General features: G+C 68.5%; 19 protein-coding genes. 8 read left to right on the top strand and 11 right to left on the bottom strand.

The window, feature by feature from the left end:
• Nucleotides 1–4: 4 nt before the first annotated feature.
• From SY26_RS01170 to uxaC, 3 genes are all read right to left on the bottom strand, one after another.
• Nucleotides 5–598 carry a TRAP transporter small permease gene (locus SY26_RS01170; RefSeq protein WP_232303234.1) on the bottom strand — a complete coding sequence of 198 codons (594 nt, stop codon included), beginning with the start codon at nt 596–598 and terminating at the stop codon, nt 5–7.
• A 67-nt stretch (nt 599–665) separates the two neighbouring features.
• The gene (locus SY26_RS01165) at nt 666–1,637 is read right to left on the bottom strand and encodes a TRAP transporter substrate-binding protein (protein WP_045998950.1); all 972 of its coding nucleotides are present in this window, start codon (nt 1,635–1,637) and stop codon (nt 666–668) included.
• Between the two features lie 23 nt (nt 1,638–1,660).
• Entirely contained in the window at nt 1,661–3,067 is a 1,407-nt protein-coding gene (gene uxaC, locus SY26_RS01160; RefSeq protein WP_045998949.1) for a glucuronate isomerase, read from the bottom strand.
• 81 nt (nt 3,068–3,148) lie between these two features.
• Between uxaC and SY26_RS01155 the strand changes: the two genes are divergently transcribed.
• Nucleotides 3,149–3,844: a GntR family transcriptional regulator gene (locus SY26_RS01155; RefSeq protein ID WP_157020374.1), complete on the top strand. Its 696-nt coding sequence runs from the start codon at nt 3,149–3,151 to the stop codon at nt 3,842–3,844.
• Here the strand turns inward: SY26_RS01155 and SY26_RS01150 are convergent.
• Nucleotides 3,841–5,106 (bottom strand): glycerate kinase, encoded by a 1,266-nt coding sequence (locus tag SY26_RS01150; RefSeq protein WP_045998947.1) that lies wholly within the window; start codon nt 5,104–5,106, stop codon nt 3,841–3,843. The two genes, SY26_RS01155 and SY26_RS01150, sit on opposite strands and share 4 nt — an antisense overlap.
• A gap of 164 nt (nt 5,107–5,270) precedes the next feature.
• Here SY26_RS01150 and SY26_RS01145 point away from each other — a divergent pair, with 164 nt between their 5' ends.
• Both SY26_RS01145 and SY26_RS01140 read left to right on the top strand, forming a co-directional pair.
• Nucleotides 5,271–5,801, top strand: a complete 531-nt coding sequence (locus SY26_RS01145; protein ID WP_045998946.1) for a biliverdin-producing heme oxygenase — start codon at nt 5,271–5,273, stop codon at nt 5,799–5,801.
• A gap of 47 nt (nt 5,802–5,848) precedes the next feature.
• Nucleotides 5,849–7,987 carry a histidine kinase dimerization/phosphoacceptor domain -containing protein gene (locus SY26_RS01140; protein ID WP_045998945.1) on the top strand — a complete coding sequence of 713 codons (2,139 nt, stop codon included), beginning with the start codon at nt 5,849–5,851 and terminating at the stop codon, nt 7,985–7,987.
• On the opposite strand, the gene SY26_RS01135 is transcribed toward SY26_RS01140, so the two are convergent.
• Both SY26_RS01135 and SY26_RS01130 read right to left on the bottom strand, forming a co-directional pair.
• The gene (locus SY26_RS01135) at nt 7,968–8,435 is read right to left on the bottom strand and encodes a response regulator (protein WP_045998944.1); all 468 of its coding nucleotides are present in this window, start codon (nt 8,433–8,435) and stop codon (nt 7,968–7,970) included. The two genes, SY26_RS01140 and SY26_RS01135, sit on opposite strands and share 20 nt — an antisense overlap.
• A complete protein-coding gene (locus tag SY26_RS01130; RefSeq protein WP_045999582.1) occupies nt 8,432–9,547 on the bottom strand; it encodes a PAS domain-containing protein in 1,116 nt (371 codons plus the stop codon). Before SY26_RS01130 ends, SY26_RS01135 begins: the two co-directional genes overlap by 4 nt.
• A 117-nt stretch (nt 9,548–9,664) precedes the next feature.
• Between SY26_RS01130 and SY26_RS01125 the strand changes: the two genes are divergently transcribed.
• Nucleotides 9,665–10,282, top strand: coding sequence for a hypothetical protein (locus SY26_RS01125; RefSeq protein ID WP_045999581.1), 618 nt, complete (start codon nt 9,665–9,667; stop codon nt 10,280–10,282).
• On the opposite strand, the gene SY26_RS01120 is transcribed toward SY26_RS01125, so the two are convergent.
• The 5 genes from SY26_RS01120 to SY26_RS01100 form a co-directional block, all read right to left on the bottom strand.
• A complete protein-coding gene (locus tag SY26_RS01120) occupies nt 10,279–11,067 on the bottom strand; it encodes an ABC transporter permease (RefSeq protein ID WP_045998943.1) in 789 nt (262 codons plus the stop codon). The genes SY26_RS01125 and SY26_RS01120 overlap by 4 nt on opposite strands.
• Nucleotides 11,064–11,945 (bottom strand): ABC transporter permease, encoded by an 882-nt coding sequence (locus SY26_RS01115; RefSeq protein ID WP_045998942.1) that lies wholly within the window; start codon nt 11,943–11,945, stop codon nt 11,064–11,066. The genes SY26_RS01120 and SY26_RS01115 overlap by 4 nt, the downstream gene beginning before the upstream one ends.
• Nucleotides 11,938–13,002 (bottom strand): ABC transporter ATP-binding protein, encoded by a 1,065-nt coding sequence (locus SY26_RS01110; RefSeq protein ID WP_045998941.1) that lies wholly within the window; start codon nt 13,000–13,002, stop codon nt 11,938–11,940. The genes SY26_RS01115 and SY26_RS01110 overlap by 8 nt, the downstream gene beginning before the upstream one ends.
• A 50-nt stretch (nt 13,003–13,052) precedes the next feature.
• On the bottom strand, nt 13,053–14,171 hold the full coding sequence (locus tag SY26_RS01105; RefSeq protein ID WP_045998940.1) for an extracellular solute-binding protein: 1,119 nt from the start codon (nt 14,169–14,171) through the stop codon (nt 13,053–13,055).
• 210 nt (nt 14,172–14,381) lie between these two features.
• Nucleotides 14,382–15,383, bottom strand: a complete 1,002-nt coding sequence (locus SY26_RS01100) for a hypothetical protein (protein ID WP_045998939.1) — start codon at nt 15,381–15,383, stop codon at nt 14,382–14,384.
• A 132-nt stretch (nt 15,384–15,515) separates the two neighbouring features.
• Here SY26_RS01100 and SY26_RS01095 point away from each other — a divergent pair, with 132 nt between their 5' ends.
• The 4 genes from SY26_RS01095 to SY26_RS01080 all read left to right on the top strand — a co-directional run bounded on the left by SY26_RS01095 (nt 15,516) and on the right by SY26_RS01080 (nt 19,293).
• Nucleotides 15,516–15,875 (top strand): PepSY domain-containing protein, encoded by a 360-nt coding sequence (locus tag SY26_RS01095; protein ID WP_045998938.1) that lies wholly within the window; start codon nt 15,516–15,518, stop codon nt 15,873–15,875.
• Between the two features lie 10 nt (nt 15,876–15,885).
• The gene (locus tag SY26_RS01090) at nt 15,886–16,545 is read left to right on the top strand and encodes a response regulator transcription factor (RefSeq protein ID WP_045998937.1); all 660 of its coding nucleotides are present in this window, start codon (nt 15,886–15,888) and stop codon (nt 16,543–16,545) included.
• Complete coding sequence (locus SY26_RS01085) at nt 16,542–17,840, top strand: sensor histidine kinase (RefSeq protein ID WP_045998936.1); 1,299 nt, start codon at nt 16,542–16,544, stop codon at nt 17,838–17,840. Before SY26_RS01090 ends, SY26_RS01085 begins: the two co-directional genes overlap by 4 nt.
• A 97-nt stretch (nt 17,841–17,937) precedes the next feature.
• Entirely contained in the window at nt 17,938–19,293 is a 1,356-nt protein-coding gene (locus SY26_RS01080) for an NAD(P)-dependent oxidoreductase (RefSeq protein WP_045998935.1), read from the top strand.
• Nucleotides 19,294–19,295: the final 2 nt, after the last annotated feature.

Raw genomic sequence — 19,295 nt, 5'->3', positions numbered from 1 at the left:
GATCTCAGGTCCTTTCGCGGGGGCGCGCAGCCTTGCCGTCCAGAAGGTCATCGGCGCGCACCGCACCCGGCGCGCCGTCGACGACGCCGTCCGCGGCATCGTCCATGTCACCAAAGCGCATCGTCTTCAGCCCGGCGGCGCGGCGCAGGATGCGTTCGACCGAAAACAGCATCAGCAGGATGCCGCCCCCGATCAGCGGCGCGAAATCCCACAGGCGCGAAATGCCGATGCCCGGCACCACGCCGCTGGCCGCACGCGCCGCCAGCTGCCAGCCGAACCACGCCATGCCGAAGCCGAAGGCCGTCACGACCACGTCGGACAGGCTGTGGAACCACGGCCGCCAGCTTTCCGGCACGACCATCAGGCCGACGTCGAAGGACAGGTGATAGCCTTCCTTGACCCCCACGGCGGCGCCCAGGAAGATGAACCAGCCCATCAGCATGACGGCGGCCGGTTCGGCCCAGAACAGGCTGGACCCCATCACGTAACGGAAGAACACCTGCGCAAAGACAAAGGCGGTCATCAGGACCAGCCCGATCCCCGCCAGCCACAAGGCCGCCTGCGCGACCGCGCCGGTCAGCGTGGCAAATCTGATCATCCCCTCGCGCATCGCGCATCCCCCGGAAAAGAAAAGGCCGCCCGCGAGGTCCGCGGGCGGCGTGATGTCACTGGGTCGCGCGGATGCGTTCGACCAGGTCCTTGTTCTCGGGGGTGGTCACGTACTTGTCGTAGACGGGCACCATCGCCTCGATGAACGGGGTCTTGTCGATCTCGGTGATGACCTCGGCACCGGCGGCGGTCACCTTGTCCAGCGATTCCTGTTCCTGCGCCGCCCACAGGTCGCGCTGCAGGGTCGAGGAATTCTGCGCCGCCTCGCGCAGGATCGCCTGATCCTCGGGGGTCAGCTTGTCCCAGCTGGTCTTGGACATCGCGACCAGTTCGGGAACGATCAGGTGCTCGTCCAGGGTAAAGTACTTGGCGACCTCGGCGTGGCCCGAACTGTCATAGCTGGGAAAGTTGTTCTCGGCCCCGTCGATCACGCCGGTCTGGATGCTGGAATAGACCTCTCCATAGGGCATCGGCGTGGCGTTGGCGCCAAGCGCGTCCATCATGTCGACGAACACGTCGTTCTGCATGACGCGGAACTTCATCCCCTCGAGGTCGGCGATCGACTGGATCGGCCGCTGCGAGTTGTAGAAGCTGCGCGCCCCGCCATCATACCAGGCCAGCGCCACCAGATCGCGCTCCTCGAACGCGGCGGCGATCTCCTCGCCGATGGGACCGTCCAGGACCGCGTGGCTGTGTTCGACGGACGTGAACAGATAGGGCAGCGACATGATCTGGGTGACCGGCACGATGTCGTTGAACGACCCGAAGCTGGCGCGGACCATGTCGATGACGCCGAACTGGGTCTGCTCGATCGTGTCCTTTTCCTCGCCCAGCTGGGACGACGGGAACACCTCGATGCAGATGCGGCCGTCGGTCTTCTCGCGGACCTCCTCGGCCATGGCCTTGACGCCCTCGACCGTCGGATAGCCGTCGGGATGGGTGTCGGACGACCGCAGCGTGATCTCGCAGGCGGTGGCGAAGCTGGCCGAGGCCAGCAGGCCCGCCAGGGTTGTCATCAGCAGTTTCATGTTATCCTCCCAGATACAGATGCTCAAAGCTTGTAGGCCCGCTTGGCCAGGCCATAGGTCAGGTCGCGCGCCACCTCGGGGGCCTCGTCCTCCTCCAGACGTCCCGATGCGACCAGGTCGGCCAGCCAGGCGCAATCGACCCTGCGCGCCACGTCGTGACGGGCCGGGATCGAACAGAAGGCGCGCGTGTCGTCGTTGAACCCCACGGTGTTGTAGAACCCCGCCGTTTCCGTGGTCATCTCGCGAAAGCGGCGCATCCCTTCGGGGCTGTCGTGGAACCACCAGGCCGGACCCAGCCGCAGGCAGGGCCAGACCCCGGCCATGGGTGCCAGTTCGCGGGCATAGGCGGTCTCGTCCAGCGTGAACAGGATCACCGTCAGGCGCGGGTCCATGCCCACCGCATTCAGCAGCGGCCGCAGCGCGGTCACGTAGTCGGTGCGGCCAGGGATGTCGAAGCCCTTGTCGCGGCCGAACATCGCCAGCACGTCGTCGGAATGGTTGCGGCGCGACCCGGGGTGGATCTGCAGGACCAGCCCGTCGTCAAGGCTCATGCGCGCCATCTCGGTCAGCATGTGGCCGCGGAACGCGTCGGCCTCCTCTGCGGTGCAGGTGCCGCGCAGGGCCTTGGCGAACAGCGCAGCGGCCTGGTCGCGGGGCAGATCCTCGGTCCGGGCCGACGCGTGGCCATGGTCGCTGGACGTCGCGCCATGGTCGATGAAGAACGCCCGACGCGCCCGATGCGCGTCCAGGTATCCATCCCAGGTCGCGGTGTCGAACCCGGTCTGCTGGCCCATCAGCGCGACATTGTCGACGAACCCGGCCATCTCGGGGTCGATCACGCCGTCCGGACGATAGGCGGTGATGACCCTGCCCCCCCAGTCGCTGTCGCGGATCATCCGGTGCCAGCGCAGATCGTCGGTCGCGGCCTCGGTCGTGGCGATCGCCTCGATGTTGAAACGGTCGAACAGCGCGCGGGGCCGGAATTCGGGCCGGGCCAGGCAATCGGCGATGTGATCGTAATACCAGTCAGCCGTGTCTTCGGACAGGCGGCGGTCGATGCCGAAGACGTGCTGGAAGCTGTGGTCCAGCCACAGGCGCGACGGCGTGCCGCGAAACAGCGGATAATGCCGCGCGAACAGCCGCCAGATGGTCCGGCCATCCGTTTCGGTCGGCCCGCCATCAGCGCGGGGCACCCCGAGGTCGGTCAGCGCCACCCCCTGCGAACACAGCATGCGGAACACGTAATGATCGGGCGTCACGAACAGCTGCGCGGGGTCGGGGAATGCCTCGTTTTCCGCAAACCAGCGCGGATCGGTATGGCCGTGCGGGCTGACGATCGGCAGGTCGCGCACCTGTTCGTACAGCGCGCGGGCCAGATCGCGGGCGCGGCCATGGGTCGGGAACAGGCGGTCGTCGTGCAGCAGTGTCATGTGATCCCCCTCCGACTCACTTGCCATTCCGCTAGTCGTCTAATATGCTAGTTTACAGGTTCGGTCAACGCGGGGATGATCATGTCGGTTCAGGAACTGGACAGCTTGCCACCGCTGCAGGATCTGCGCCCCCGCACCGTCACCGACCAGATCTTCGAGCATCTCTATGCACGGGTCGTCGGGCTGGACCTGCCCCCCGGCGCGAAGCTGTCCGAGGCCGAGGTCGCGGCCCGGACGGGCGTATCGCGCCAACCGGTGCGCGACGCCTTCTATCGGTTGTCGCAGCTGGGCTTCATCCAGATCCGCCCACAGCGGGCGACCACCGTCACCCCGATCTCGACCGAGGCGGTGATGCAGGCCTATTTCATCCGCAGCGCGCTGGAACAGGCGACCATGCGGGTCGCGGCGCTGACGTTGCAGCCGTCGGACTGGGATGGCCTGGAACGCCTGATCGATCTGCAGGAGGCCGCCAGCCGGGAGGACCGGCGCAGCGATTTCCATGCCTTGGACGACCAGTTCCACCGCGACATCTGCGCGGCGGCGGGCAAGGAATTCGTCTGGAACCTGGTGCGCGACAACAAGGGCCACATGGACCGCGCGCGTTTTCTGTCGCTGTCCTACGGCGCCTCGACCGCGTTCATCGAGCATCGGGAAATCCTGGCCGCCCTGCGCGCCCGCGATCCCGAGGCCGCCGCAGGCGCCCTGCGCGACCATCTGAGCCATATCGAACACATCCTGGAACGGCTGCGCATCGACCAGCCGGGCATCCTGGCCTAGCCGGCCGGGACCACCAGCACCGCCCGGAAATCGTTGACGTTGGTCAGCGTCGGCCCCGTGCAGATCAGGCTGTCCGTCGCGTCGAACAGGCTGTAGCTGTCATGCCCCGCCAAGGCCGCGCGCATGTCCAGGCCCAGCTCCGCGACCCGCTGCGGCAGATCGGGGCCGATGATGGCGCCTGCCGCGTCCTCGGTCCCATCGATGCCGTCGGTGTCCGCGGCAAGCGCGTGGATGCCCGGCTGCCCGCGCAGCGCCACGGCCAGGGACAGAAGAAACTCGGTGTTGCGCCCGCCGCGGCCGGGATCGCCCAGACCGATGGTCACGGTAGTCTCTCCGCCCGACAGCAGGACCGCGGGGGCCGTGGCGGGGGTGCCATGGGCGGCGGTGGCGCGGGCGATGCCGGCCATGGCGATGCCCAGCTGCGCGGCCTCTCCCTCCAGCGCGTCGCCCAAGAGGACGGGCGTCACCCCGGCCCGTTCCGCCACGCGGGCGGCCGCCAGCAACGACATCTGCGGCGTGGCGATCAGGCGGTAATCGGCGTCGAAGGCCGCGGCGGGCTGCGGCGGCGCCATCAGCAGATCACGCGCCGCCTGCGGCAGGTCGGGGCCTAGCCGGTCGACCAGCCAGGACAGGTCCTGTCCGGCGGTGGGGTCCGGCACCGTCGGACCGGACGCGATGGCCGCCGGATCGTCGCCCGGAACGTCGGAAATCGCCAGCGTCACCAGCCGTGCGGGCGCGGCCGCCTGCGCCAGCCGCCCGCCCTTGATCGCCGACAGGCGCCGGCGAACGCGGTTCATGTCCTCGATCGTCAGGCCCGACCGCAGCAGCAGGCGGTTGACCACGATCTTGTCCTCCAGCGTCAGCGGCGCGCGGGGCGCCGCCATCAGCGCCGACCCCCCGCCCGAGATCAGCGCCAGCACCAGGTCGTCCGGTCCCGCCGCCTTGGCCGCAGCCAGGATTCGTTCGGCGGCATCCTGCGACGCCGCGTCAGGCACCGGGTGGGACGCCTGGCACACCGTGATGCGCCGCGTCGGAACCTGGTGCCCATGTCGTGTGACCACGATGCCGGACAGGTCGACATCGGGCCAGGCGGTCTCCAGCGCGGCGGCCATGGCGGCGGCGGACTTGCCCGCGCCCACCACGATGCAGCGGCCCTGCGGCTTGGGCGGCAGATGATCGGCCAGCACCTGCGCGGGATCGGCGGCGCCCACCGCCGCATCGAACATGTCGCGCAACAGCGCCTGTGCCTGGTCCTGGTTCATTCCGCCTCCGTCGGTGATCGCGTCGCCCGGGGGCACGCCTGTGGCGCCATCATAGGGATGGTGCCGCGGTTTGCCAGCACCGCCGCCGCTGGCCCATGCCCCGCCGATCTGCTAGGGCGCCCCGGATTGCGGCCCCGCGCCGCCCCAACCCGCCCGAGGCCCCGGTGACCCAGCATGTTCTGCGCAGCGTCCTTCGCGACGGCACCGGCGATCTGCACGCCACGCTGGACGCGCAGGTGGGCGCGCTGGACAGCCCGACGGCCTATCTGGCCTATCTGCGCGGCAGCCACGCGTTTCGCAGCGCCATCGATCCGCTGCTGGAGGCCGGCTCGGCCCGGATCGGCTGGCGGCCGGTGATGCTGTCGGATGCGACGGCGCGTGATCTGGCGGACCTTGGCGCAGGGCGCTCAACCCCGGTGACCCCGCCCGCCCTGCCCGACGCTGCGGCCGTCGCGGGCGCGCTGTATGTGGTCGAGGGGTCGTCCATCGGTGCGACGCTGATCGCGCGCAGGGCGGCGGCCTTGGGATACACCGCGGGCCACGGTGCGTCTCACCTGGCGCTGCAAACGGGCGATCCGCGCCGGTGGCGGCGGTTCCTGGACTGGCTTCATGCCGCGGACCCGGACCCCGCGCGGGCGGTCAAGGCAGCGCGGGCAGTGTTCCAGACCGCCATGACTGCATTTACGCAACGGTAAACGAAAAGCAATTGGACGGCTGACGTGGTCCGCCTTAGAAATCCGAAATGTCCACAGCCCTGCCCAACCCTGCCGATGCCCGTGATCTGACTGCCTGCGACCGCGAACCGATCCATGTTCCCGGATCGATCCAGGCGCATGGCCACCTTCTGATCGTCGACCCGGGCGATGGCCGGATCGTCGGCGCCGCGGGACGTGCCGACGGCCTGACGCGCGACCTGATCGGCCAGACCCTGTCGCAGGCGCTTGGCGGTGTGCTGCGCAATGCGATCGACGATCTGCCCGATATCGGTCCCGTTCCCCTGGCACCCGTGATGATCGAGGGGGCATCCTGGGACCTGCTGGCCTATCGCAGCGGCGGGCATGTCGTGATCGAGATGCTGCCCGCGCTGGATCAACCGCCGCTGGATGCACGTTTCCTGGGCCGGATGCAGGCGCTGGACGCGGTGCTGGAACGGGCGTCGTCCCTGCCCGACCTGATGCGGAACGCGGCGGGCGTGTTCCGCCAGCTGACCGGCCACGCGCGGGTGATGATCTATCGCTTCATCGACGACGAGGCCGGGGCCGTGGTGGGCGAAAGCCGTGCCGAGGGCATGGGCACGTTCATGAACCACCATTTCCCGGCATCCGACATTCCCCGCCAGGCGCGCGCCCTCTACGTGCGCAACCGCGTGCGGGTCATCGCCGACGTGCATGCCCCGGTCCAGCCGATCACCGGCAGCGTTCCCGGGATCGAGGCCATCGACCTCAGCGATTCGATGCTGCGCAGCGTCTCTCCGGTGCACCTGCATTATCTGCGAAACATGGGGGTGGGTGCATCGGCGTCGATGTCGATCATCAAGGACGGGGCGCTATGGGGTCTTGTCGCCTGCCACCATCCCGAACCGCGCGACCTGTCGCTGGCCACGCGTCTGGCCTGCCAGTCCCTGGCCGACAGCCTGGCCCGCCAGATCCGCCTGCGCGAGGAGACGGTCCTGTACCGTGAACGCATCCGGCTGCGCGCGCACGAGGATACCGTGCTGGCCCGCCTTGGTCCTGACGACCAGCTGGACCAGTTCTTCGCGCAATCCGCGGGACCGCTGGCCGAGCTGGTGGGCGCCGACGGCTTTGCCGCCGTTCAGGGCAACGAGTTGTTCTCGTCGGGCAGCTGCCCCGATCCGGCGGCGCTGCGCCATCTGGCCGACCATGTGCGCCAGTCGGCGGCGATCACCCCCTTTGTCAGTTCCGACCTGGAACGCGTCATCCCTGCGGCGGCGGCCTATCGCGACGTCGCCAGCGGCATGCTGTCGGTCACCATGTCGACCGAGGTGCCGACGATCCTGATGTGGTTCCGCGCCGAAAAGCTGCAGGTCGTGACCTGGGCCGGCAACCCGCACAAGGACGTCCCCACGGTCCCCGGCGCCACGCTGGAGCCGCGCGCATCCTTTGCGGCCTGGTCCGACGAGGTGCGCGGCAAGTCGCGCCCCTGGACCGCCGCCGAGGTCGAGGCCGCCAGCCGCCTGGTTCGCCTGATGCTGGAAGCCCGCAGCTCGCGGCGCATCCGCCGGCTGAACGCCGAACTGTCCATCACGCTGCGCGAGAACGAGAGCCTGATCCAGCAAAAGGAATTCCTGCTGCGCGAGGTCAACCACCGCGTCCAGAACAGCCTGGCCCTGGTGGCATCCTTCCTGCGCATGCAGGGCCGCGGCGCCGATCCCTTGGTCCGCACCCAGCTGGACGAGGCGCAAAGCCGACTGTCGGCCGTCAGCCTGGTCCATCGCCGCCTTTATCAGGACGACAGCGCCCAGATCGTGGACCTGGCGATCTATCTGGACGACCTGCTGCGCGACATGAAATCGTCGCTGGACCCGGCTTGGGCCGACGCGATCCAAACCGAATTCGCGCCCATCCTGGTATCGGCGGATCGTGCGGTCAGCATCGGCCTGCTGACCAACGAGATCGTCGCGAATGCGATCAAGTATGCCTATGATGGCCAGCCCGGCCCGGTGTCGGTCGTGCTGTCGCAGACGCGCAACGGGATGCTGTTGTCCGTGACCGACAACGGCGTGGGGTCGGACGGGTCCATCAAGGGCACCGGCTTTGGCATGCGGATGGTCGCGTCGCTGGTCGAGCAGCTGGGCGGCAAGCTGCAGTCGGACACGAATGCGCCCGGTCTGCGGGTGGTGATCACCGCTCCCCTGGACTGACGCCCCATTGCGCGGCGAAGGCGGGCGAGGCCACGAAGCTGCCGGGTTCGGGCGACACGGGGGGCGGATCGCACACGCCCTCCTCTAGATATTTCAGCGCGGCGACGAATCCCGCCGATGAGAACGGCTTGGCGATGACGCCATGCGCGCCGTCGAAATCGTCGGGGATCTTCTTCGGGTTGGCCGTGACAAAGACCACGATGGTGTCGGGCCACTGCTTCTGGATGGCGCTGTTGACCTGCAGGCCGGTGCTGCCGCGTGCCAGCTGCATGTCGACCAGCGCGACGTCCGGGGCCTTGTCCGTGGGCAGGGCCATCACGTCCTGCAGCGACGATGCCACGGCCAGCACCTGATGTCCGGCATCCTCGATCATCATCTCGATATCCATCGCGATGATGAACTCATCCTCGACCACGAGGATCGACAGCGGCGGCTTGGGGCGGTTCATGGAATTTCCTTGTCGATGACGACGCTGACCTGAATCGACCCCATATCGGTCCTGGACCAAGCCACGCGCGTTCGTGTCTGTGCGGCAAGCCGAGAGATGATCTGTTCGTTCACCCCGGACGGCGAATAGACCGGATCGGCCTCGGCGTCCCCCTGGCCCGGAGGTCCGAAGCCGATGGACAGCTCGACCCGCGCGGGCGTCGTCCGCGACGAGATGTCGAAGACCTGGCCCTCCGCGACGTTTTCAGGTCGGATCATGTGCGCCAGGATCTCGTTCACGATCAGCCCGATCGCCGCCGCCTGCCCCGCAGGCACCTCGGCCCGGCCCAGATCGGCGCGGATGCGGATGTCGCAATCGGCGCGGCTTTGCGTCAGGTCGGAGGCAAGGTTGACGGCATAGGATCCGATGTCGAACCGCGTGACGTCGTCGGACTGGTACAGGTGGCGATGCACCGTGGCCAAGGCGTCGATCCGGGTCATCATCGCACGCAGCATGTCGGCCGTGTCGCTGTCCGCCGCCTCGCGCAGCTGCAGGCGCAGGATCGACCCGATCATGGTCATGTTGTTCTTCACGCGGTGATCGACCTCGTGCAGCAGCAAACGCTGTGCATCCAGCGAATCGCGCAGTTCGGCGACGCGGCGGGCCACCTCGGCCTCGACCCGCGATTTCTCGCGCGCCATGCGGGACTGCACGTCGATCCGGTCGGTGACGTCCAGCTGCGAGGCAAAGAAGAACCGGATGCGGCCCGCATCGTCGCGCACCGGGCTGAGATACAGCGCGTTCCAGAACGACGTCCCGTCCTTGCGATAGTTCAAAATATCGACCGAGATGTCGGTCCCGTTCTCGACCGCCTCGCGCAGGCGGCGGATCGTGTCCTGATCTGTCTGCGACCCCTGCAGGAACCGGCAGTTGCGGCCCATCAGCTCGTCGCGGTCGTACCCGGTCAGACGCTGGAACGCGTCGTTGGCAAAGACGATGGGATTGTCGGGCAGGCTGGGGTTGGTGATGATCATCGGCATGCGCGTCGCGCGCACCGCGGCCGCGAAGGGATCGCCGCGTCCGTGTTCATGATGCAGCGCCTCGGTCAGGTGCCAGTCGTCCCGTTCGTCCACGTCGCGTCCCTTGTAAGCCTGCACCAGACCCTGTCGTCTGCTTCAAGGCACTGCCGCCTTGAATGGTTCCGGAATATCGGAAAAGGATCGCGGTGACAGGCCCTCAAAGGTGACATGATGACCACGACGACAGATCTTCCCGACCTGAGAGAGCGCCTGCGGACCATGGCCCGCAGCCCCGGCCGGACCATGATCGCGTTGGCGGGCCCTCCGGGCGCGGGCAAGAGCCATGTCACCGACGCGCTTCTGGCCGATCTGCCGGGGGCGGCGCTGCTGCCGATGGACGGGTATCACCTGGACGACCGGCTGCTGTCGGCACGCGGCGATCTGCCGCGCAAGGGGGCGCCCTGGACGTTCGACCTGAACGGCTTTGCGGTCATGCTGGAGCGGCTGGCCGCCGATGACGGCCGCGACGTGCTGGTCCCAGTCTTCGACCGTGACCTGGAGATCAGCCGCGCCGCCGCGCGTGAGATCCCGGCCTCGGCCCGGCTGATCCTGGTCGAGGGGAACTATCTGCTGCTGGACCGGCCCGGCTGGCGCGACCTGGGGCGTCATTTCGCGCTGACCGTGATGCTGGACGTGCCGCAGGCGGTGCTGCGGGCCCGCCTGACGGCCCGCTGGCGCGATCTGCCCCCCGATCAGGCCCGCGCCAAGCTGGAGGCCAACGACCTGCCCAACATGGAGCTGGTGCTGACCGCCAGCCGTGCACCCGACCTGATCCTGCCGAACGGCTAGGCCGCGCGCCGGCGCCGCGCGACCTCATAGGCGATGGCCCCGATGACTGTGGCCACGATGATGATCAGCGCCAACGCGTTCACCGCGGGCGTCAGGCCGGTGCGGACCTTGGTCGCGATGAAGACGGTCAGGGGCGTCTCGAACCCGCGCACGAACAGCGTGGTGTTGTAGTTCTCGATCGATTGCAGCACCGCGAGGCCGGCCGACGCGATCAGCGCGGGCCGCAGGAACGGCAGCGTCACGCGGCGGAACACCATCACGCGGCTGGCGCCGAGACCCAGGGCCGCCTCCTCCTGCGTGCGGTCGAACCGCTGCAGGCGGGCCATGACCATCAGCATGACATAGCAGATGATGAAGGTGGACTGCGCCAGCACGATCAGGAACACCCCGCCGCCCACGCCCATCTGCCGCCACAGGATCAGGGTCGAGATTCCGATCACCACCCCCGGCGTCAGCAGGGGAGACACCATCACCGCATAGGCAAAGCTGCGCGCCCGCGCATGCAGCGATGTCAGGACCAGCGCCGCCGCCGTGCCCACCGGCACCACGATGACCACCACGCAGACCGCGACCAGCACGGATGTCCACAGCGACTGCCACATGGCATCGTCCGCCCACATGGCGGCGAACCATTCCGTCGTGGTCCCCTGCCACGGGATCACCGTGGGAAAGCGGCTTTCATTGAAGCTGGCCGCGCCCATGATGATCAGCGGTGCGAACAGATAGGCCGCGAAGACCATCAGATACAGCCAGAACATGGCGCCGAAGATGCGTTCCGCCCTCATTTCGCGACATCCGTCAGGTTGACGCGGAACAGCCGCAAGGTGATCAGGACGACCGCCAGGCACAGCACCAGCAGCACCAGCGCATAGGCCGCGCCGCGGTTCCAGTCGCCGCCCTCGAAGAACCAGTTGTAGATGATCTCGGTGAACCATCGGCTGCCGGGCGATCCCAGCAGCGCGGGCGCGACATAGCTGCCGGCGGCCAGCATGAAGGTGAACACGAAACCCGTCGCGATCCCGGCCTTGGCATGGGGGATCACCACGCGGGTATGGATGCGCCAGGGCGACGCGCCCAGGTCGCGGGCGGCCTCGATCTGGGCTTTGTCCAGCGATTCGATGGCGTTGTAGATCGGCAGCAGCATGAACAGGATATAGGCATAGACCATCGCTGCCAGCACGCCGCCGTCGCCCTGCCAGCGGATCGGTGCGTCGATCAGGCCGATATTCGTCAGCACCGCGTTCAGCGGCCCGCGATAGGCCAGGATAATGAACCAGGCCAGCGTCCGCAGCACCTCGTTGATGAAGAAGGGGATGATGATCAGCATCATCGCGATGGCCAGCTGTCCCGTCGTGGCCCGCTGCGCCATCCAGAAGGCGATGGGATAGCAGACGGCAAAGGTCACCGCCGCCACCAGGCCGCTGGCCCAGATCGTCTTGAAGAAGATCGCGCGGTGCGTGGGCTCTCCGGCAAGATACAGGATGTTCGACAGCGTATAGGTGTCGTCCGGCCCCCCAAGCGCCGCGGGCGGCAGGTTCGGCCGCAGGGCATAGTCGATCATCATCAGGTTCGGGGCCAGGACCATCACGGCCAGCCAGAACAGGACCAGGATCAGGAAGATCGTCGAAAGCCCCGGCCCGAAACGGTTTTTCAGATCACCCATCGCCCAGCACCACCGCATGTCCCGCGTCGAACCCGAACCCCGCCCGGCTGCCAGGAACCGGCGCATCGGCCAGCCGCGTCGAGGGCACCGATGCCGTTAGCGCCGTCCCGCCGTCGAACCGGCCGTGGACCAGCGCAAAGGAGCCTTCGAAATCGACACGCTCTATCTGCGCCTGCAGGGGGTTTTGGCCGATACCGGGCACCAGCGCCTCGGGGCGGACATAGATCGTGCCCTGCACGCCCGGCGCGGCACCCTGTCCCGCGCGACCGGTCAGCGGCCCCAGGTCGGTCTCGATCCGGGCGGTGCCGGCCTGCACGTCGGTGATGCGGCCGGGAATGGCGTTCGTCTCGCCCACGAAGCGGGCCACGAAGGGCGTGGCGGGGTTGTCGTACAGCTCTCGCGGCGTGGCGACCTGTTGCAAGAGACCCGCCGACATCACGGCGACGCGGTCGGACATGGCCAGCGCCTCGGACTGGTCGTGGGTGATATAGATGAAGGTGACGCCCGTGCGCTTCTGCAGGGCGCGCAGTTCGGCCCGCATGTGCTGGCGCAGCTTCAGGTCCAGGGCGGAAAGCGGTTCGTCCAGCAGCAGGACGCCCGGTTCCACGGCCAGGGCGCGGGCGATGGCCACGCGCTGACGCTGGCCGCCGGACAGTTCGCCCGGCATGCGGTCGCCGTATCCCTCCAGCGCGATCAGGCGCAGCAGGTCGTCGGCCTTGGCCCGGCGTTCGGCGCGGCCGACCCCGCGGGCCTCCAGGCCGAAGGCGATGTTGTCGCGCACCGACATCAGCGGGAACAGGGCCAGCGACTGAAAGATCATCGCGGTCGGGCGCTGGTTGGGGCCCAGCCCCTTCATGTCCCGGTCGCCGATCAGCACGCGCCCCTCGGTCGGCTGTATGAAGCCCGCGATCATGCGCAGGATCGTGGTCTTGCCGCAGCCCGACGGCCCCAGGATGGAGAAGAACTCTCCGGCCTCGACCTTGAAGCTGACATCGCTGACGGCGCGGGTGGTGCCAAAAGTCATGCCGATGCCGGCAAGTTCGACCGAATGGGACATTGTGTCTCCTGCAGGAATTGGGGGGCAGCGAAAACCGCCCCCGGTTGGGTTCAGGCCGACAGGAAGCGGTCCTGATACTCGTTGCGCTTGGTGATGTACCAGCTTTCCTGGATCGGCCACCACCACAGCTTCTCCAGCGCGTCGCCCGGATAGGCGGCGGCGAAGAAGGCCTTGGCCTCGTCCGAGGTCAGCTGATCGGAGCCCACCGCGGTCGAGTTGATCTTGGTCGCGTTGGTGTACATCGCGCCGGCCTCGGGCGTCAGGAACCAGTTGATGAAGGCATAGGCACCGTCCAGGTTCGCCGCCCCCGTCGGGATCGACAGACCCTCCATCCAGGCCAGCGCGCCTTCCTTGGGCGCGATGAAGCCCACGGGCAGACCTTCGGACGCCAGGGCGGCCGCGGTCGAATCCCAGGTCTGGCCCACGGTGGCGCCGTTGACGCGGAACGCGCCCTGAGCCTCGTTCTCGTTGGTCCAGAACTGGATGATGTTGCCCTTGCGCGCGATGGCCTCGGCCAGGATCACGTCGAAGATCTCGATCTGCGCATCGGGATCGGTGAACGCATCCAGCAGCGGCCGCGGCAGCTTGCCCTCGGCCTCCAGCCACAGCCCCAGGCCGATCAGCGAGGAATGCCCGCGCACGGTCGCCTGCGCGCCGTCCTTCCACAGGTCGCCATAGGACGCGGTGCCGTATTCCAGCGGGTTCTGTTCGGTATCGAAGGCGATCGCCTCGGTGCCCCAGTCGGTCGGCACCTGATACCGCTTGCCGTCCACGACCGCGCCCAGGTTGACCGAGTTCTCCCAGGCACTGGGCAGGACCTTGGCGACCTCGATGCGCGATTCGTCCAGCGGCTGGATCAGGCCGAACTCGACATAGTTCGGGACGCGGTCGACGGTCGGCCAGATCAGGTCGAACCCGGCGCCGTTGTTGGCACGCAGCTGGTTCAGCAGTTCGTCGTTGGTGCCATAGGGCGTGAAATTCGGGGTGATGCCCGTGGCCTCCTGAAAGGCGCCCAGGATCTCGTCGTTCAGATAGCCGGCCCAGGCAAAGATGTTCACCTGCCCCCCACCCTGCGCCATGGCGCCGCGCGCCAGATAGGGAGAGGCCAGCGCCACGCCAGCCGTGGCCGCAGCCCCGCGCAGAAGGCCGCGTCGGTCGATCCGTGTCATAGAAAGATCCTCCATGTCGTTGTCACTCAGCCGTTTCCCGTTATCGGGCATGCATGTCGATAAAATGACACGACGCCAAGGGCTTTGGCTTGGCCCGCAGCCTAGACCGGGGCCGCGCCAAGGCAAAGTGTCTTCTTGGTCAGCCCGTCGCGGCATGGAAAAAGGGCCGCCCCGGACGGGACGGCCCTTGCGGCGCAGCCGACGCCGCGATCAGCGGGCGGTTTCGCGCACCAGCTGGCCCTGCGGGTCCAGTTCCAGGGTGACGGTCTCCCCGTCGGGATTGGTCGCGTCCAGCAGGACGCGCAGTCCCTCCTGGCGCATCAGGCCGAACGCGCTGTAGCCCGCCTGCGTCAGGCGCTGGTTCGCCGCGACGGTGTCGAACTGCGGCGCGGGGGGCATGTCGCCGCGCGGACCGTCACCCCGGGAGCCTTCGGCACGCGGGCCATCACCCCGGGGGCCTTCGGCGCGCGGACCGTCGCCGCGGGGACCATCGCCGTGGGGGCCGTCACCCCGCGGGCCGTGTCCGCGCGGGCCGCGATCATGATCACGCCCGCCGCGGCGGTCGTCGTCGCGGCCGAACCGCAAGACGGCCCCCGCCTCGTCAAAAGCCGCGCGCATGTCCTGGCCCCCGGTATCCTCGCCCTTGACCTCGAAGCGGCCGTATTCAGCCTTGATCTCCTCGATCATGCCGAACTGGGCCATGACCTCGTTGCCGCGCACGGCCTGCGGCAGGATCGCGTCGATGATCGGCCGCGGCAGGGCGGTGTCGTCGGTCTCGATCTCGATCAGGGTATTGTCGGGGGCGAACTTGACCTCGACCTCGGCGCCGTTCTCCTGCCAACCCTTGACCTCCAGGTGGCGCGGGGTCTGCTTGATCCCCTCGAAGCGGGCGAACAGCGCCATCGCGGGCGTGCCGCGCACGGCACCGGGCAATGCGGCATCGATCAGCGGCGCGGGCAGGCTGCCGTCGTCGGCCTCGATCTTGATCAGATTGCCGGCCATGTCGAACTCGGCCTCGATCTGGGTGCCGTCCGGCAGATAGCCCTCATATTCGCGCTGGCCGTCGCGCTTGGTCTCGAAGCTGATGCGGTCCAGGTCCAGCCCCTGCAGCATGGAGGGCAGCTCGACGCCGGGGGTCTGGGCGATGGCGGGGACGGTCCCGGCCATGACGGCGATCAGGGCGGCGGTGGATGCAAGATGCTTGCGGGTCATGTGACACTCCTTTGGGTCGATGTCGGCCGGCGGGTCCGGCCTTCTGCGAATCGCTTCTAGCCCAACGCACCCGAACGGATCGCCAATGCGCCGTTTGGTTTCCATTTCCCCCGGACAGGGCATAGTGGCCCCATGACACGTGCCCCGAATCCTCTGATCCTGGTCCTGGCCCTGATGGCGCCGCTGGCGGCACTGCCCCAGCCTGCGCCCCCCCCGCCCGACCCCTGGGCCACCAGCTTTCAGCCGCAACCGTTCCACCGCATGGCCGAGGCGGTCACAGCGCGCTATGACGGCCGCCTGGTCGCGGCCGAGACGCGCCCGCCCCGCCCCGCCGAACGCGCCGCGGGGATCGAGCTGGTCTATGAATTCCGCCTGCTGACCACGCAGCGCAACATCCTCAATATCCGCGTGGACGCCCGAACCGGGCGTTTTTTGGAAGTGGCCGGACGCGGCCAGCTGGAGGCGCGCCGCGCGCCCCGCACCCAAGACTGAAGGACCTGACATGCGCGCCCTGATCGTCGAGGACGACCCCCTGCTGGCCGACCAGCTGTCCCAGGCCATGATCCAGGCCGGCTTCGTGACCGACATCGCCCCCGACGGCACCCAGGGAGAGTTCCTGGGCGCCACGGAAAGCTATGACGTGGCCGTGCTGGACCTGGGCCTGCCCGGCCTGCCCGGCATCGAGGTCCTGACCCGCTGGCGCGACCAGGGTATCGCCATGCCGGTCCTGATCCTGACCGCGCGGGGCGACTGGACCGACAAGGTGGCGGGCTTTCGCGCGGGCGCCGACGATTACGCCGTCAAGCCCTTCCGCCTGGACGAGGTCGTGCTGCGCGCCCAGACCCTGATCCGCCGTGCCGCGGGCCATGCGCGCCCGCAGATCGCGGCCGGGCGGCTGCAGCTGGACGGCCAGCTGGGCGTCATCACCCTGGACGGGATGGCGCTGCGGCTGACGGCGTTTGAACAACGCATCATGACCTATCTGATCACCCATCAGGACCGCGTCATCAGCCGGACCGAACTGTCCGAACATCTTTATGAGGCCGAGACGGACCGCGACTTCAAGTCGATCGAGGTCGTCATCGGCCGCCTGCGCAAGAAGGTCGGCGACGGCATCATCGAGACCCGCCGCGGCGAGGGCTATGTCCTGAGGTCGGCGTGACGCGGTCGATCCGTGGCCGGCTGCTGCTGCTGGCGGCGGTCTGGCTGACGGCGGCGCTGCTGGGGGCATTCCTGCTGATCGCGCAGCTGCTGGAGGATTTCGTCACCGACCGGTTCGACGCCGAAACCCTGGCCATCGCAGACAGCCTGATCGGCCAGCTGGAGGTCGACGATGGCCGGGTCGAGCTGGACGACACGCCGCTGGACGTGCGCTTCACCCTGCCGCTGTCGGGCTGGTACTGGCAGGTCATGGCGGGGGATGCGACGGTGGCGCGCTCTCCGTCGCTGCTGGACGGGCAGCTGACCGGGCCCGCGGGCGATCTGACCGGCGCGACGGGCCGCGACGCCGATGCGGCGGGCCTGCGCGTCCTGCGCCGAGAGCTGACCATTCCCGACAGCGACGCCCTGATCGCGGTCACCGTGACCGCCCCCCTGGCCGAGATCGAGGGAAGCCTGGCGCAGATCGTGCGCCCGCTGGCGGTCGCTCTGGTGGTGCTGGGGCTGGGTCTGGCCGCCGCCAGCGTGATCCAGGTGACGCTTGGCCTGCGCAGCCTGGACCGCCTGCGGGCCGACCTGGCCCGCGTGCGCGCGGGCGACAGCGACCGACTGGCCCGCCCCGACGTGTCCGAACTGCGTCCCCTGGCGTCAGAGATCAACGCCGCGCTGGACCAGAACGCGGCCCTTCTGACCCGCTCGCGCCAGCATCTGGGGAACCTGGCCCATTCGCTGAAGACGCCGCTGGCGGCCCTGTCGAACGAGCTGCCGCCCGATCATCAGGGCCAGGCCCTGATCACGCGGATGGATCGCCTGATCGGCTGGCACCTGCGCCGCGCGCGACAGGCCGGGCCGCGCCTGCTGGGGCAACGGACCCCAGTTGCGCCGGTCGTCGTCGACATCCTGCTGGTGCTGCGCTGGCCCCTGGCCGACCGCGGCATGACCGCCGATGTCGATTGCCCCCCGGACGCGGCCTTTCCCGGCGAACGCCAGGACCTGGAGGAGATGATCGGCAACCTGTCCGAGAATGCCGCCAAATGGGGGCGCACGCGCCTGCGGATCACCGTGCGCACCCCGCCGGACCGCCTGGTCCTGCGGATCGAGGATGACGGTCCCGGCCTGCCGCCCGACCAGGCGCCCCTTGCCCTGATGCGCGGCGCGCGGCTGGACGAACTGGGCGCCCCCGGCGCGGGACTGGGCCTGGCCATCGTGGCCGATCTGGCGGCGCTGCATGGCGGCGAATTGCGGCTGGAACGGTCCGATCTGGGCGGTCTGGCCGCCGTCCTGGACCTGCCTGCCTGAAATTTCCGCAAAGCTTTACGGCCCATATTTTACCATTTGATAAAAAAATGGACCTGTGTCAGCCTGATTTCACCAACAGGTGAGCCAGGAGACGAAAATGTCCCAAGCGAGATTAAGCCCCGGCGTTGTGCCGGGACGACTGACCCCCGACCAGCTGGCGGCGAACTTCGTCGATGTCGCCCCGCCGCTGGACCGACACGAGGCGCATGTGGCCGCTGACCGGTGCTATTTCTGCCATGACGCGCCCTGCATCACGGCCTGTCCGACCAGCATCGATATCCCGCTGTTCATCCGCCAGATCGCGACCGACACGCCGGACGCGGCGGCGATGACCATCTTTCACGCCAACATCCTGGGCGGCATGTGCGCCCGTGTCTGTCCCACGGAACAGCTGTGCGAGGGCGCCTGTGTGCGCATGGAGGCCGAGGGCAAGCCGGTCGAGATCGGTGCGCTGCAGCGTTACGCGACCGACGGGCTGATGGCGCAAGGGTCGCACCCCTTCAAGCGCGCCGCCCCCACGGGCAAGCGCGTGGCCGTGGTCGGCGCGGGCCCCGCGGGTCTGGCCTGTGCACACCGCCTGGCCGCCAAGGGCCATGATGTGGTGATCTTCGAGGCGCGGCCCAAGCCCGGCGGGCTGAACGAATACGGCATCGCCAGCTACAAGGCCGTGGACGGTTTCGCGCAGGCCGAGGTCGACTGGCTGATGGGCATCGGCGGGATCGAGCTGCGCCACGACCAGGCGATCGGCCGTGACATCACCATGGCCTCGCTGCAGTCCGAATACGATGCGGTGTTCCTGGGCATGGGCCTGGGCGGCGTGAACGCGCTGCGCGCAGACGGCGAGGACCGCACGCATGTGCTGGACGCCGTCAGCTTCATCCGCGACCTGCGCCAGGCCAGCGATCTGGGCACCCTGCCCGTCGGCCGCGACGTGGTGGTGATCGGCGGCGGCATGACCGCCGTGGATGCTGCCGTGCAGGCCCGCCTGCTGGGCGCCGAGAACGTCAGCATCGTCTATCGCCGCGGTCAGGACCGCATGGGCGCCAGCCGCCATGAACAGGACCACGCGACCGCCAGCGGCGTGCGGATCATCTGCAATGCGGCGCCGCTGGCGGTCCATGGCAACGGCGCGGTGACCGAGGTCGAGTTCGCCTATACCCAGGACGGCCCCGACGGGCTGCACGTGACCGAGGACCGGTTCCGCCTGCGGGCCGACCAGGTGTTCCGCGCCATCGGCCAGCGCCTGGACGGCGCGCCCGAGGGACTGGAGCTGGCCGGCGGCAAGATCCTGGTGACCGGGCCGGGCCGCACGACGCTGGACGGGGTCTGGGCCGGGGGCGATTGCGCATCCGGCGGCGACGACCTGACCGTGACCGCGGTGGCCGAAGGCCGCGACGCGGCAGAAGACATCGACGCCCGGCTGACCGGACGTCCCGTCGAAATCCCCGGCTGAGG

The sequence above is a fragment of the Paracoccus sp. 228 genome, from assembly GCF_000967825.1.
Classification (GTDB): Bacteria; Pseudomonadota; Alphaproteobacteria; order Rhodobacterales; family Rhodobacteraceae; genus Paracoccus; species Paracoccus marcusii.
This window is presented reverse-complemented; position numbering and strand designations above follow the sequence as displayed.

Coding starts and splice junctions, on each gene's coding strand:
- SY26_RS01170 (WP_232303234.1), bottom strand. CDS start 598: ATGATCAGATTTGCCACGCTGACCGGCGCGGTCGCGCAGGCGGCCTTG.
- SY26_RS01165 (WP_045998950.1), bottom strand. CDS start 1,637: ATGAAACTGCTGATGACAACCCTGGCGGGCCTGCTGGCCTCGGCCAGC.
- uxaC (WP_045998949.1), bottom strand. CDS start 3,067: ATGACACTGCTGCACGACGACCGCCTGTTCCCGACCCATGGCCGCGCC.
- SY26_RS01155 (WP_157020374.1), top strand. CDS start 3,149: ATGTCGGTTCAGGAACTGGACAGCTTGCCACCGCTGCAGGATCTGCGC.
- SY26_RS01150 (WP_045998947.1), bottom strand. CDS start 5,106: ATGAACCAGGACCAGGCACAGGCGCTGTTGCGCGACATGTTCGATGCG.
- SY26_RS01140 (WP_045998945.1), top strand. CDS start 5,849: ATGTCCACAGCCCTGCCCAACCCTGCCGATGCCCGTGATCTGACTGCC.
- SY26_RS01135 (WP_045998944.1), bottom strand. CDS start 8,435: ATGAACCGCCCCAAGCCGCCGCTGTCGATCCTCGTGGTCGAGGATGAG.
- SY26_RS01125 (WP_045999581.1), top strand. CDS start 9,665: ATGACCACGACGACAGATCTTCCCGACCTGAGAGAGCGCCTGCGGACC.
- SY26_RS01120 (WP_045998943.1), bottom strand. CDS start 11,067: ATGAGGGCGGAACGCATCTTCGGCGCCATGTTCTGGCTGTATCTGATG.
- SY26_RS01115 (WP_045998942.1), bottom strand. CDS start 11,945: ATGGGTGATCTGAAAAACCGTTTCGGGCCGGGGCTTTCGACGATCTTC.
- SY26_RS01110 (WP_045998941.1), bottom strand. CDS start 13,002: ATGTCCCATTCGGTCGAACTTGCCGGCATCGGCATGACTTTTGGCACC.
- SY26_RS01105 (WP_045998940.1), bottom strand. CDS start 14,171: ATGACACGGATCGACCGACGCGGCCTTCTGCGCGGGGCTGCGGCCACG.
- SY26_RS01100 (WP_045998939.1), bottom strand. CDS start 15,383: ATGACCCGCAAGCATCTTGCATCCACCGCCGCCCTGATCGCCGTCATG.
- SY26_RS01095 (WP_045998938.1), top strand. CDS start 15,516: ATGACACGTGCCCCGAATCCTCTGATCCTGGTCCTGGCCCTGATGGCG.
- SY26_RS01090 (WP_045998937.1), top strand. CDS start 15,886: ATGCGCGCCCTGATCGTCGAGGACGACCCCCTGCTGGCCGACCAGCTG.
- SY26_RS01080 (WP_045998935.1), top strand. CDS start 17,938: ATGTCCCAAGCGAGATTAAGCCCCGGCGTTGTGCCGGGACGACTGACC.